The following is a 13,398-nucleotide window of genomic DNA, read 5'->3' on the forward strand; positions in this document are numbered from 1 at the left end:
CACGCATTCCTACCGCTGGGAATCCCATAACTGACGACACGCCCTAAGGTCGAACGCACCGGGAACAGCGATGGATGATTGCCCAGCCTGATGCTGGTCAGGAGGTGTACGGCGGCCTCTGGAGGCCCGCCAAGCTCATCTCCCGGTAAACGGTGGATCTCCCCAACCCCAGCTGCTTGGCGGCTTCGGTCGGCGACAGGCCAGCTTCCACCAGTTTCAGTGCCGCTTTGATCTTGTCCATGTCCACCGGCTCGCGACCTGGGCGTTTGCCGCGGGCCCGGGCGGGCGCGATGCCGTCCTTCGTGCGCTCGGCGATCAGCCGCTGTTCGAAATGCGCAATCGCGCCGAAGACGTGGAACACCAGTTCGCCGGCCGCCGAAGTGGTGTCGATCCTCTCCTCCAGGCTGAGCAGGCCGATCCCGCGCTCCTTCAGCATCGCCACTGTCGCCAGCAACTCAGCGAGCGATCGGCCGAGCCGGTCGAGGCGGACAATGGCCAGCGTGTCGCCACGGCGCGCATGGGCGAGCAACGCCTCCAACCCTGGCCGGTCCTTCGCCTTGCCCGAGCACACGTCGGTGAAGACCTTCAAGGCGCCGGCCTGCTCCAGCCGCAACCGTTGGCCGGCGACATCCTGGTCGCCGGTCGAGACCCGTGCGTAGCCCAGCATGTCGCCCATGCCCGTCCCCCAACCGGCCGTTCTGTGGACGGTCGCGCCGAACCCGATCAGACTGCTGCGCCGCCGTCCACAGAATACGTCCCGTTAATCCCTGCCGTCCACAGTCCAATCCGACGTTTTCTGGACAGGGAAAGACCACGTGGCACGACGCCAATTGCTGACGGAGGAGGAACGCCGACTGTTGTTCGGCCTGCCCACGGATCGGGACGCCTTGGCCCGCCATTACACGTTCACCCGCTCGGATTTGGACCTCATCGCCAGCCGACGCGGTAATGCCAACCGCTTGGGCTTCGCCGTGCAATTGGCGCTCTTGCGTTATCCCGGATTGCCTCTGCCCCATATCGGCGAGCCGATCGACGCCGTCGTCGGCTGGGTGGCCGAACACCTCGAGCTGCCGGTGACGGCCTTCGCCGAGTATGCGCGTCGATCACAAACGATGACCGATCACGCCCGCGACACTGTCGCCGCGCTTGGGCTGCGGTTCCCACGCGAGGCCGATTTGCCTGACTTGATCGAGGCCGCAGCGCAGGCGGCCTGGATTTCCGACCAAGGAATGTCGATCATGACCGGGACCATCGCTGCACTCCGGTCAGCGAAGATCGTCCTGCCGTCCCCGGCGGTGATCGAGCGCGCCGCCCTGGCGGGCCGTGCTCGCGCCCGAAAGCGGGCGGCGGATGCCTTGGTGGCCGATCTCACGGCCGAGCAGCGGGATAAACTCGACAAGCTGCTGGCCGTTGATCCAGCAACCGGGATCACCTCGCTGACCTGGTTGAGGACTATTCCCACGGCGCCGAAAGCGGATCACGTTCGCGACGTGATCGACAAACTTCACGTCGTTCGCGGCATCGGAATCGATGCCGAGGCGCAGGCGCGTGTCCATGAAACCCGCTTTCGCCAGTTTGCCCGCGAGGGCATGGCCTCGCCCACCTACCTGATCGAGCGCTGTGCGCCGAACCGGCGGCGCGCGACACTGGTGGCGTTGCTGATCGACCTGGAGAACCGGCTCACCGACGCCGCGCTCGACATGGCCGACAAGCTGATCGGCGGTGCGTTCACGCGCGCGAAGAACAACAAGGAAAAGACCTGCGTCGCGAAGACGAAGGACGTCGGCCGTCTGATGCGTCTGTTTCACCGCACCATCGAGGCGCTCAGCCTAGCCCAGGAAAGCGACGGGGACGCCTTCGCTCTCGTCAACGAGGCGGTGGGCTGGCCGCAGTTGCTGCGCGTGCGCGGCGAGGTGGCCAGCCTCGCCGAGCTCGCGGAAGAGGACCCGCTGGTCCGCGCCGCCGACCGGTACGTCACCATCCGGAAGTTCGCCCCGGCGCTCCTCGAAGCGCTCACGTTCAAGGCTGCCCGGAGCAAGGACCCGATCCTGGCGGCGGTCGAGTTGCTCAAGGAGCTCAACCGATCCGGCAAGCGCGACATCCCGGCGGACGCGCCGATGCTGTTCCGCAAGGAGTGGCGGCGCCTCGTCACCAAGGACGGCAAGCCCAACCGGCGGCTCTACGAGACAGCGGTGCTCGCCACCCTGCGCAACAAACTGCGCTCGGGCGACGTGTGGGTGGAGCGGTCGTCCAACTACCGCCGCTTCGACAGCTATCTGCTGCCCGCGGCGGCGGCGGCCCCGATCTCAGCGGATTTGACGCTGCCCGCGACGGCCGAAGAGTGGCTGGGGGCGCTGGGGCGCGACCTCGACGAACAGCTGAAGCGTTTTGCCCAGCGCCTGCGCGACGGCCAGCTCGAGGGCGTCGAATTGCGCGATGAGCGGCTGCACATCGCGGCGCTGAAGGCGACCGCGCCGCCAGAAGCGGACGTTCTCGCCGACCGGCTCGACGCCCTTCTGCCGCGCGTGCGCATCACCGAACTGCTGCACGAGGTCAACCGCGCGACCGGCTTCGCGGCGGCGTTCACCAACCTGCGCACCGGTGAATCCTGCGACAACGAGAACGCGCTGCTCGCCGTCATCCTAGCCGACGGCACCAACCTGGGCCTGACACGCATGGCGGAGGCCAGCCAGGGCGTGACCCGCGACCAGCTCATCTGGACCGCCGACGCCTGCATCCGGCCTGAAACCTACCAGTCGGCCCTGGCCCGGATCATCGACGCTCACCATCGGCTGCCCATGGCCGCCGTCTGGGGTGGCGGAACGACGTCCTCATCGGACGGCCAGTTCTTCCGTTCCGGCAAGCGCGGCAACGTCGCCGGCGAGGTGAACGCCCGGTATGGCGGCAGTCCCGGCTTCAGCTTCTACACCCACGTCTCGGACCAGCACGGTCCGTACCATGTCCGGGTCATCTCGGCGGCGGCCCACGAGGCCCCCTACGTTCTGGACGGCCTGCTGCACCATGGGACCGGCTTGAAGCTCGACACCCACTACGTCGATACAGGCGGCACCTCGGATCACGTGTTCATTTTGGCCGCCATGCTCGGCTTCCGCTTCTGTCCTCGCCTGCGCGATTTTCCCGAACGTCGGCTGGCCAGCATCGAGCCGTCGAGCTGTTATCCGGACCTCCAGCCACTGCTGGGCCGGCGGGTCAAGGTGGACGTCATCCGTGAGCATTGGAACGACGTGGTGCGCCTGGTCGCGTCGCTGAAGGCCGGCACCGTGGCGCCCTCGACCATGTTGAAGAAGCTGGCCGCCTACGAGCGACAAAACCAGCTTGATCTGGCGCTCCAGGAACTGGGCCGCATCGAGCGCACACTCTTCATGATCCGCTGGTTGGAAACACCCGAGCTCAGACGGAGCTGTCACATCGGGTTGAACAAAGGGGAGCAGCGTCACGCTCTGGCCCAGGCGATCTGCACGTTCAAACAGGGCCGGATCGCCGACCGCGGGTCCCAAGCGCAGCAGTATCGCGCCTCGGGGCTGAACCTGCTCATCGCCGCGATCGTCTATTGGAACTCGACCTACATGGCCGACGCGGTTGGTCATCTGCGCGCCGTCGGCGGGACCGTACCCGACGACCTGCTCGTCCACACCTCACCGGTCGGCTGGGAGCACATCGGTCTGTCCGGCGATTTCCTGTGGGGCCGCGCCGCGGCCGTGCCCATCGGCAGGCGACCGCTTAACCTGCGACGGGACCGCCATGCCGCCTGAAAGCCAAGTTCCCGGTCCGTTCGACCTTAGCGTTGTCTGCCGAACAAATGTCGCGATGCCCTCTTCCACGCAAAGTGCGGGAGAACCACAGATCCGGGGAAAGTTCACCCAGGCATCGAGCCCGGTTTCGGGGATCGCCCGCGCGGACCTCAACGCTGGGCACGTCCAAACAATACGCCCATCACTGGAGCCGCAGATCGGTAAATCGTTCGGTTTGTCCTTCACTACCCACTCCAGACGTTGCAGATGACCGGAGAGTTCGGCCATCCCGGGCACCTCCGCCGCCGCGGCTCGTTCGACGGCAAAAACGAATTCGATGGGCTCCGGATACCACGGTGACAGCTTGACGGCTTTCATCTTCGACCCGCCGGCCCAGTCAACCGCCGCATGGAGCATTTCGGTGATCGCGCCGGCTTCGGGCCAAAGTTCGCCGCTCGCATGCAGCAACATCAACACGTTCACATTCACCGTGCAGTCGACCGGGTTGGGGAACGCGCCAGGGTCGAGCCACGTCAGTAATGCTCCAATCCGATGCCACGGCTGCGACCTCTCATTCCGGTAGAGCAGCCGAAATGGCAAAAGTACTTCGCGGACCACACGGCACACCTCGGTTCGGTCGATCCGACCCGCCCGCAGCAGAGCCAGATTGCAAAGCGCCGTATCGTCCGCGTCGGGTGCCAGTCGCGGCAGCATCCAGGCCGGCTGGTGGCCCGCGCGATAAAAGCCAAATCTCCCCTGGCACGATGGGTCCGCGCAGCGTTGCAGGAAATCCAGCGCCCGATTGCGCGCCGCGACGATGTCCGGCCGGCATGCCGCCGCGCGCAACCGATCCAAAACCAGCGCCGTCGCGAAAACATTGCGATCGTTGACCGCACCCGATGAGAGTCGGACGTGCGACAGGAAGGAACCGTCGTCCTGCTGTGCCGCTAAGACCGCCCGCCAATCTCCCGGCTGCCTCAATTCATCCACGGCGCGGCAACCCCAACGGTGAGCAGCGGGCGAGCCAAACCTGGCCCGACGGTAAGACCAATCATCCCATGATGGACAATGCCGGGCGAGGCGAGCGGCAGGATACGCATCAGGCGGGCATGCTCCGGCAAACGATCGCCGATCCAATCTGCACAGCCACGATCGTCGCCGAACAGCTTCCGCGCCACCAGGTAAAGCGTGAATGTCACCTCCGTTCGACCTGCGCTCACGGCGTAGCTAAAGCCAATGTCCCGCGCTGGCAACCGCGCACGGGGTGCGAAGGGTGTCATGCCGTCGATCGCCGACAGAATGCCGCCGGCCATCTCTGAAAGCCCAGCTGGCAACAACGCCATCGAGACACCGGTTCGGAGCAGATCGCGGCTCGCGAGATAGATCTCGAAGCGATTGGAATCGGCATCGAGGCCGATCATGTTGACCCTTGGTGTCGGTCCGGGCAGCCGCGGCGGCTTGCCCAGAACCTCGGTCGTCCATGCTTCGGCCGCCGGCGCGGCTTCGGCGGGCACCTCGGCATAAACCTTGAACCGGTCGCAGGCGTCATGGTGGCGGACACCGAGCCACGCGCCGTACGTCAGGCCACCAAGGCGTTGCAGGGCCGCGATGCGGTCGAGAACATCGCCGCGCGGCGGCTGCACCCCTTGCCTGGTCAAGAAGCCGAGTATGTCCGACAGGCGCCGCTCCGGCTGCTCGCCCGGCGGACCGTATTCCACGGTGTAGCGCAGACCGCTCGCACCTTCGGCGAAGCAGAACTCGAACGGCGCGCCGGTGGCGGTCAGGCGGCTTGCCGCGGAGGTACCGGCTTCCGTCACGCCGATCGTCTTGAGGACGTGCCCGGCGCGCGCGCCGAGATCTCCCCAACTCGCGAGGTATTGTTGGACAGCAGCGGGTAAAGCCGGAGAACGTTTTGTGACGCTCCCCGGCGCTACCATTATCGGCTCGCCAGCATTCGGGCACGATCGGACGCCTCGGCCCGTCCGGACTGCAGGACCTGCGCCAGTTTGTCCGCCGCGGTCAGTGCCGCCTGAGGCGGTTTACCGAACAAGGTCAGTTGTCCGGTCGCGCTGAGGTCTGTCTCGGCGATTTTCGCTGGCGCGGGCTGATCCTTGATCCAATACTCGGCGGTGTAATAGCAAACGGGTGTCTTGCTGGCATCGTAGTAGTAGGTGTAAAGCTGCGTCTGGCTATTGCCCTTGTGGAAGGGAATAAGGGTTTTGATGTTGGATATGTTGCCTTTGTCATCTTTGGTGTAAAGCTTAACGATCACCTGGGTGTACGGACCGGCCTCCCATTCGACCTGTGACGGGTCGACGATCACCGAGAACAGAGGCTTTTTCGGGTCCAGTACGAACATAGTCAACGAAGTCTGCGCAGGCTGCAGCGAATACGGTTGGTTATCGAAGATGTACGTCCCTTCAAAACTGACGATCTGTCCGTTCTGATTGGCCGGGGCAAGGAAGGTCCACATTTCCGGCGATCGGGAGAACTCCGTAATGTTCCAGCTATACTGCTCATTGGTGTTATTGACGCTGTCCGTATAGGTCGCCGAGATCGACGCCATTTGGAACGTCTGGTCCTTTGGCGCGAGCGGGAAGAGAGTGATGGTCCGATTCTGGAACGGTGAATTTAGGTGCACCACCGGCGCCGTGGCCGCCCCTTCCTGTTTCGGTGCGGCAAGCTTCGTCGTCTGCCAATCGACAATGACCTGCGCGCCGGAGGTCAAGACGTAAGTAAGCTTGTAACTGCACGGGTTGGCGAACGGCTCATGTGTTTGGCTTTTGAACACATGCGACTTGTTGGTAGCGTCGAGTTTCGCTTGCTGGAACTGCAACGGCGCGCCGGTCGCCTGATTCACGAAGAACAGGTCGATCAGCATATAGTCCACGCTAATGGTGTCGAAATTCTTCGCGTTCTTGAATGCCACGTTTTCCGCGACGAATTCAATATAGAGGATTTTCAGATCGTTAGCAGAAATGTAGATTTCCGAGTCATCGCTCTCAATCTCTCCCGACATATAGGGCTGGGAACCGTCAGCGTAGTTGACGACATAATGGTAGCTGTACTTGCCGTCGAACACGCCGCGGTCGCTATGGCCTGGCGCGGTGAAGATCCAGCTGCTTGAGCCGCCCGGGGTGAATTCGAACGTGTTGTTAGCCGGCGGCGTCTCGGAGCCCACGGGGTAGTTGACCATAACCTGGATCGATTCCACACCGTTGGCACTCAAGTTCTGGACCGTGAAGGCCACCCTCATCGGACGGATCGATACCGAGCTGGACACCTTCTTCCATACCGCGTCGGAGAAAGACGGGATCGGAGAGCGTGGGGTGATGACCCAGGGGACAATCTGCCCTTCGGTAAAAACGTTTCGGAACGACGATACCGCGGTCATATTGAATGTCGGTGCGGTATTGCTGCCCATCATACGTGTCGCCGCAGCGACGGCCTGTTCGACGTCCCGTTGCAGCGTGTCATTGCCCCATTGAGTCAGTAGCTGCAGGGTACCCTGATCGAGCGGGCGTGCACCCGGATCGATCGTTATCTTTCCGGCTTTGGACTGCTGCAGGTGCTCAGTAATCGATACCGTTTCACTCGTGACGTGGCCCCAGGTATCCCGACTCACGTCAACGGTGCGTTGATAGTCATATGCGGTCTGGGAGTCGAACTCGACGGTAACGGTGACGGGTGGAAGGCGTGTGAGAGCAGTTACATCGTATTCGATAACGAATGTGCCAGCGGCGCTGCCGCCGGGGCCAAAGGCATTCTTGAACGCTTCGTAGGTGTCGCTATCGGGCAAATGGATGATGAACGACGCGCGGTTCGAGCCGTACATCGACGGCGTCGCGAACAACTCCAGTGCCGCCTGCTTCGCGGTGGCGAAGTGGAAGACAGCCTTGACCGACTGCCAATCGAACTGACCGATGACGATGTCCGCTCCGAGCTTCGCCTTGACGGCTTGCAGCGCCGCTTGGCTCACCTGCAACTCGGTTTGGAACGAACAGGTGCCGGTGACTTCCTTGTCCGTCATGTATGATACGAGCGAGAATTCCGGAATGCCATTGCCATCCAGTGGAATGACCGGCTCCGGCACGATGTACCAGGTGTTGGCGTCCGTGAAATCGCGATAGACGGTTACCACCTGCCCTTCGCCGTAGGAGATGACCTGGGTCGCTTCGATATTGATCATGGGGGTGATCCTCGCGTTGGAAGGCTGTGGCCGTCAGTCGCTCTCAGTCAGGGACTGAGCTACCGCGGAGAGACGCTCCCAGACGTCTCGCGCGGCCGCGAATTCCGCCTGCCGCAGGATGGGGAGAACGTCGGTGTCGGACGCGGCCGACAGGTCATTGATCGTATCGTGGATCAGCCCTTCCATCAGCGCCCAGGTGGCGCGCACGTTGGACAGGGCGATTCCGGCCTTGGCGTTGTCTGCGACGGCGTTGTCGAGCAGCTGTCGCGTCACCACATAGGGCAGGAGTTCAGGATGCGCACCCGCCGTCTCAGTGAGTTTTATCATCACGTTTGATCGGATATTGACCGAAACCATGCACGGCCCGTTTGGCACGATATCAAGGAAATCGTTGCCAAGATCGACCGTCATGGTCTTGGAGATCACTGCGCCATCGGGGATATTCTGCGCGACCAGGACGCTGGCAGTGGCCATGGCGTCATGATCGGATTGCACGAGCTTCGTCAAACTCAGCAGGCGGGCATCGACGGCCGCGACATCGTGGTTCGCCCGATCGGCCCCGGCCTTCAGGCCGTTCAGGGCATCGATCGCACGCTGCCGCTGATCGGGAGTCGCGGCGCCGGATGACATCTCGATCTCAGTTTGAAGATTGTTCATCTGGTCGGCGACATCGTCGAAGGTCGCCGCGTAGTCGATGACGGACCGCGGAATGAACGACGTGACGTCGATGCACAGCTCGTCCATCCAATGGGTCGCATTCGTCGCGGCGGTGGCGATGGATTCTTTCACCGGCAGGAACCACTCCGGCACCGATGCCGGCAGAAGCGGAACGACGGCATAGCGAACCGCGCCGGCGTAGACCGTTATCGTCGCCGCGCTGGAACTGGAAGATCGAAGCGCTTCCGTGGTCTTGTCTTGGTCGGGCGCGAGCATGGGTCTGAACATCCGTTCTGTCGGGATTGCCCGGCGTTCGGGCGCGGCCCTTGCGATGGAATTCGAAACATCCGGCGCGCCGGCCTGTCAGCCGGCGCGCCGGAGGCCCATCAGGCGGCCTTTGCCGGTGGAACGTCGACGTTCATGGGCAGGGTGGTGTCGACCTTCTGGGCGACCGGGTTCAACATCTGCGTTGCCAGTTCCGCGCACAGCTTCCACTCGTCCTGAGCGCCCTGAACGAAGGCCTCGTTCACGATCAGGGCGAGTCCCTTATCCGCCTGATTGAGCTGGTTGATCACCCCCTCGAGCTCACCAGCGAAAAGCTTCCAAAGCGCTCGGACGTTCGACAGCGCCGCGGTCGCCATTGCGATGCTGCTGATTGATTGGCTCGTGGCAACTTCAAGTCCGCGCAGGGCGATGAGTTGCTGATTGTCCACGTTCTGCTGCTTCTGATCCTTGGCGATCTGGTCATAGTCGCCGTTAACCTTGCTCTGCATCACACCCCAAGCGATGCCTCCGCCGACAATGGCGGCGGCACCAATCGCGATGACAACCCCGCCGACAACCTGCCCTCCTGGAACGAAGCAGAGAGCGACACCGACAATCGCTGCGAAAATTCCGAGCCCAACGCCAATCGCCGCCGCGGCGATCTTCTTGTTCAGACCGTCGATCTCGGCCTTGAGGCGATTGATGTCGCCATCCATTTTGCTGATGTCCGCCGCCAAATCCGCTTCAGCTGCCTGGATGCTCGTTACGCCCTGCGAGAGATCGTCGTGGGCCTTCTGCATCCTCGTGCCCCAGTCCAGTAGCTTCTTGTCCTCGGCGGCGACATCGTCGTGTATCTTGCCGACTTCCGTCTTCAGCGCCGAGATCAGTTCGAAGACAAGCTTGACGTTCGGGTCGTCGGCTCCCCGCGCCATCGGATGGGCATCGGCGATGCGGATGATCTGGTTCGTGATCGCATTATACTGCGTGTCGTAGTTGATGACCTTGTTCGGCAGGGACGCGGTCAGTTCCGGCGCGAGCGTATTGATCCATTCGGTCGCCAGCGCCTTGGCGGCATCGAGCTTCGTCACAAGGTTGTCGAACCACGTCGGCTTCGTCATCCCGTCGGGCAGGGTGAGCTGCGTGTTCAGAATGGCATGGCAGGCGTTCGTGATGAGGACGATCGAAGTGACGCCCGTCGCCATTTTCGATTTCGTCAGGAGCACACTATAAACGGAGGATGTCACCGAATATACATCGAGATTGGTGCCATCAACGCGCGTCAGATAGTAATTTGTGCCGCTGTTGATCAGCCACTGTTTTCCCCCGTCGAGAATAACGACTGTGCAGTTCGCTGCGAGCGTCCGATTGGCGTTGACGAAGGCCTTGATGAGATCGTCGGGAACGGCATTATGAATTTCGGCGTAGTTCGTGTCCAGTTTCGCGATGTCCTCCTGAGTAAGGCCGGGCATCGAGAAGACGAGAACGGGTTCGGGTTGGTCTGCCATGGTAAGGCTCCTTAGAAGCGGGTTGCAGAGAGTCTTGATTTGACCGAACTGTTCGTGAGGAAAACTGGCCTTCCTTGCACTGGAACCATCGTCACGGCGTCGCGTGACAGCTTCGCCAGCGTGTTCCAACCGGCGGCGGCGGCCGGCATCGAGACCAAGTCGAGTACCTGGGTCGGTACAGCACCGGCCTGAATGGCATCGATCGCCGCCGAAATCTTTTCCGCCGCGACCTCCCACACCCGGTTGAGGGCCGGCAGATGGTCGCTCTGGCCCGTGACCTGAAGATTAAGGCGGGTAATCAATTGGATCACGCCCTTTGACATCGCCGCGGCCTGGGCGGCCTCGCTCGCCTCAACCGTCAGATCGGCGATCTTTTGAAGGGCCTCACTGATCTCTTTATCGGTGACTATGAGGTCATAGGCTTCTTTTCCGATGGTATAGATTTCGCTGAGGATTGCGAGATAGGGGATTTCCACGGTGGCCGAAGTCAACACGGTGTAGGTGATCGTCGCCGCCGTCTGGAAATAGGACTTCCCCGCGGAAATCGTGCCGCTGGTCAGATTGTCCTGTAATTGCGCTACGCGATCCTGAAGACGAGCAACTTGCGTCGCGATCGCGACGATCTTGTCCTCTTCGTTGGCCAATTCCTGCCAGGCCGTGGCCAAGCTTTCGTTCAGCTGACCTTCGATCGTCTTGATCATCGAGAAATGGTCGGTAAACCCGGTCGCGGCCCTTTTTGTAACCGTTTCCGCCTCGACGGCGGCCTTGTGCAGCGCCGTCAGCGCCTGGACCCAAACCTCGACATTGTTGCCAAATTTTCCGCTTTGTCGGGCGAATGCGCCAAAGGTTGACGAGAAGTCTGTGAATGGCAAGAAATAGGACGATAGCAAATCAGGGTAGTCAAGTTGCCATTGAGCGCACAACTTCGCCAGCGTCGCGAGCCGACGACGCAACGTCGGCAACCAGCCCGGGTCCGGACTCAGCGGGCTCACGACGGTCTGACTAATGGAGGTGCCGAAGCTGTTGAGCGCGAGGAATTGCGAATAGCTGGCGGCGATGTCTTCGCCAATCTCGACAACATCCGGACTGAGCATATGATCCCCCTTTTTTGAATGGCAAAAATATCATTGGCATTTCATAAGGCCGCCGTTTCGCGGTTGCGAAACACGTTAGTAGGTCGCGAAATCCGATTTTTTTAAAAAACAACACATCTTCCGGTTGGTGTCAACCGAACTTTCTGTGAATTTTGAGAGCGTGTTTGTGGGCCATGGTAACGATTAGCGTTCCGTTCATAAACCGGCGCTGGCTGCGCTTTGAAACTGTTATGCCCTTGTGGAGGGCTCCTGGCGCTCGTCCAGGCCGTCGCCGGACCGGCCCGCGCCCACCCGCGTCCGGCTGACCCTTGCTCTCTGCACGGTTCCGGCAGGTTTCGCGCCAGCTTGCCAACGGGCAGCTGGGTGGCGTACAGCCCACCCCGTCGAGATGGACGGAGAGGATGACGAATGCGCTGCCCGCACTGCTGGTCGGAGAAAACGAGCGAGCGTTCAGACCGGACGGCGCACGGCTATCGGCGGTTCCGCTGCCAGGAATGCGGGCGTCAGTTCAACGAGCGCACGGGCTCGGTGCTGAACCGGCTGCAGGTGCCCACTGACGTGGTCTTGCTCATCGTGCTCTGGCGGCTGCGCCTCAAGCTCAGCTTTCGCGATCTGGCCGAGATCCTGCTGCTGCGTGGCTTGGTCTTTTCTCATGAGGCGGTGCGGGAGTGGGAGGCGAAGATCGCCTCACTGCTCACCGACGCATTGCGACGGCGCCGGCGCGGTACGGTCGGGCGCAGCTGGTACGTCGACGAGACGTACCTGTCATACCGCATCCAGAAATTTCTGACTCGGGTTGTGTCGCAGGGGATTGAGGCTGCGGCTTTGGTGTGATTCGCTGTCCGCTCTATTCAGCGGGGAGCGGGAATGCCAGCGATAGCGATCCGACAGGACATCTCGGTCTGCGAGTTGCGCCGGCAAGCCCGATTGGAGGAGGACGGGCGGGTGGCGGCGCGTCTTCTGGCGATCGCCGCCGTGCTGGACGGTCACAGCCGGGCCCACGCCGCGCGCTTGGGCGGGATGGACCGGCAGACCTTGCGCGATTGGGTGCATCGTTTCAACGCCGAGGGCGTGTCCGGCCTGCGCGACCGTTCGCGTAGCGGCCGGCCCCGCCTGCTGGCCGACGAACTGCGCCCGGAGCTGGCGACGCTGATCGCCGCAGGTCCCGACCTGGAGCGCGACGGCGTGGTCGAGTATCGGCTGACCCACATCCAAGACTTGGCCAAGCGCCACTTCGGTGCCGACTACAGCCGCGGCGGCATGCACAACGTGCTCCAGCAGATGGGGCTGTCCTGGCAGACCCCGCGCCCGATCCACCCCAAGACCGATCCCGCGGCCCAGGAGGCATTTAAAAAAACTTCCCCGACCAACTCGCCGCCATCGCCAAGCGCCACCCCGGCAAGCGGCTGGAGGTCTGGTTCCAGGATGAAGCCCGGGTCGGTCAGAAGGGAACCCTGACCCGGCTGTGGGCGCCGCGCGCCATCCGGGTGCGTGCCGTGCGCGATCATCGCTTCAAGTCGGCCTACATCTTCGGCGCCGTGTGCCCGCAGCGCGACACCGGCGTCGCCTTGGTGATGACGCGCGTCAGCACCGAGGCGATGACGCTGATGCTCGCCGAGATCAGCCAAGCCGTGCCGCACGAGGGGCACGCCGTCGTTCTGCTGGACGGAGCCGGCTGGCACATCGCCAATGAGTTGGAGGTGCCGGCCAACCTGACCTTGCTGCCGCTGCCGCCCTACAGCCCCGAACTCAATGCCATCGAGCGCCTCTGGCAGGTGATGCGGGAAACCGTCCTCTCGCACCGCCTGTTCATCGACACAAAGCACATTATCGACGCCTGTTGCCGCGCCTGGAACTCCCTCATCAACAAGCCAGGCCGCATTCAATCAACCTGTGGTTATCCGTGGGCCACACAGGTCAAAACTTCATGAACTTGG

Annotated in this window: 9 protein-coding genes and 1 pseudogene; 3 read left to right on the top strand and 7 right to left on the bottom strand. The window is 62.5% G+C overall.

The window, feature by feature from the left end; genetic code table 11:
- Positions 1 to 97: 97 nt before the first annotated feature.
- Complete coding sequence (locus AZOLI_RS27625) at positions 98 to 676, bottom strand: recombinase family protein (RefSeq protein WP_014249950.1); 579 nt, start codon at positions 674 to 676, stop codon at positions 98 to 100.
- Positions 677 to 815: 139 nt separating this feature from the next.
- Here AZOLI_RS27625 and AZOLI_RS27630 point away from each other — a divergent pair, with 139 nt between their 5' ends.
- The gene (locus AZOLI_RS27630) at positions 816 to 3,773 is read left to right on the top strand and encodes a Tn3-like element ISAli20 family transposase (RefSeq protein ID WP_014249951.1); all 2,958 of its coding nucleotides are present in this window, start codon (positions 816 to 818) and stop codon (positions 3,771 to 3,773) included.
- Here AZOLI_RS27630 and AZOLI_RS32795 read toward each other — a convergent pair.
- The 6 genes from AZOLI_RS32795 to makB all read right to left on the bottom strand — a co-directional run bounded on the left by AZOLI_RS32795 (position 3,657) and on the right by makB (position 11,461).
- Positions 3,657 to 4,742: a hypothetical protein gene (locus AZOLI_RS32795; protein WP_162488481.1), complete on the bottom strand. Its 1,086-nt coding sequence runs from the start codon at positions 4,740 to 4,742 to the stop codon at positions 3,657 to 3,659. The genes AZOLI_RS27630 and AZOLI_RS32795 overlap by 117 nt on opposite strands.
- Positions 4,730 to 5,569 (bottom strand): hypothetical protein, encoded by an 840-nt coding sequence (locus tag AZOLI_RS27635; protein ID WP_014249953.1) that lies wholly within the window; start codon positions 5,567 to 5,569, stop codon positions 4,730 to 4,732. The genes AZOLI_RS32795 and AZOLI_RS27635 overlap by 13 nt, the downstream gene beginning before the upstream one ends.
- Positions 5,570 to 5,688: 119 nt before the next feature.
- Positions 5,689 to 7,941, bottom strand: a complete 2,253-nt coding sequence (locus AZOLI_RS27640; RefSeq protein WP_014249954.1) for a hypothetical protein — start codon at positions 7,939 to 7,941, stop codon at positions 5,689 to 5,691.
- 33 nt (positions 7,942 to 7,974) lie between these two features.
- Positions 7,975 to 8,874, bottom strand: coding sequence for a hypothetical protein (locus tag AZOLI_RS27645; protein WP_014249955.1), 900 nt, complete (start codon positions 8,872 to 8,874; stop codon positions 7,975 to 7,977).
- Between the two features lie 110 nt (positions 8,875 to 8,984).
- The gene (gene makA, locus AZOLI_RS27650; protein ID WP_014249956.1) at positions 8,985 to 10,367 is read right to left on the bottom strand and encodes an alpha-pore-forming cytotoxin MakA; all 1,383 of its coding nucleotides are present in this window, start codon (positions 10,365 to 10,367) and stop codon (positions 8,985 to 8,987) included.
- Between the two features lie 11 nt (positions 10,368 to 10,378).
- Positions 10,379 to 11,461, bottom strand: a complete 1,083-nt coding sequence (makB, locus tag AZOLI_RS27655) for an alpha-pore-forming cytotoxin subunit MakB (protein ID WP_014249957.1) — start codon at positions 11,459 to 11,461, stop codon at positions 10,379 to 10,381.
- 408 nt (positions 11,462 to 11,869) lie between these two features.
- Between makB and AZOLI_RS27660 the strand changes: the two are divergent.
- Both AZOLI_RS27660 and AZOLI_RS31940 read left to right on the top strand, forming a co-directional pair.
- Positions 11,870 to 12,226 (top strand): annotated as a pseudogene (locus AZOLI_RS27660) (IS1/IS1595 family N-terminal zinc-binding domain-containing protein); the annotation flags it as partial.
- Positions 12,227 to 12,328: 102 nt separating this feature from the next.
- A protein-coding gene (locus tag AZOLI_RS31940) for an IS630-like element ISAli2 family transposase (protein WP_085938504.1) occupies positions 12,329 to 13,392 on the top strand; the annotation gives its coding sequence in 2 pieces (ribosomal slippage) (positions 12,329 to 12,812 and positions 12,812 to 13,392; 1,065 coding nt in all).
- The last annotated feature ends 6 nt before the right edge of the window (positions 13,393 to 13,398 follow it).

The organism is Azospirillum lipoferum 4B (assembly GCF_000283655.1).
Classification (GTDB): domain Bacteria; phylum Pseudomonadota; class Alphaproteobacteria; order Azospirillales; family Azospirillaceae; genus Azospirillum; species Azospirillum lipoferum_C.

Excerpts from the sequence above, each read along its gene's own strand:
- AZOLI_RS27645 (WP_014249955.1), bottom strand. The coding sequence starts at position 8,874 with ATGCTCGCGCCCGACCAAGACAAGACCACGGAAGCGCTTCGATCTTCC.
- AZOLI_RS27640 (WP_014249954.1), bottom strand. The coding sequence starts at position 7,941 with ATGATCAATATCGAAGCGACCCAGGTCATCTCCTACGGCGAAGGGCAG.
- makA (WP_014249956.1), bottom strand. The coding sequence starts at position 10,367 with ATGGCAGACCAACCCGAACCCGTTCTCGTCTTCTCGATGCCCGGCCTT.
- AZOLI_RS27625 (WP_014249950.1), bottom strand. The coding sequence starts at position 676 with ATGGGCGACATGCTGGGCTACGCACGGGTCTCGACCGGCGACCAGGAT.
- makB (WP_014249957.1), bottom strand. The coding sequence starts at position 11,461 with ATGCTCAGTCCGGATGTTGTCGAGATTGGCGAAGACATCGCCGCCAGC.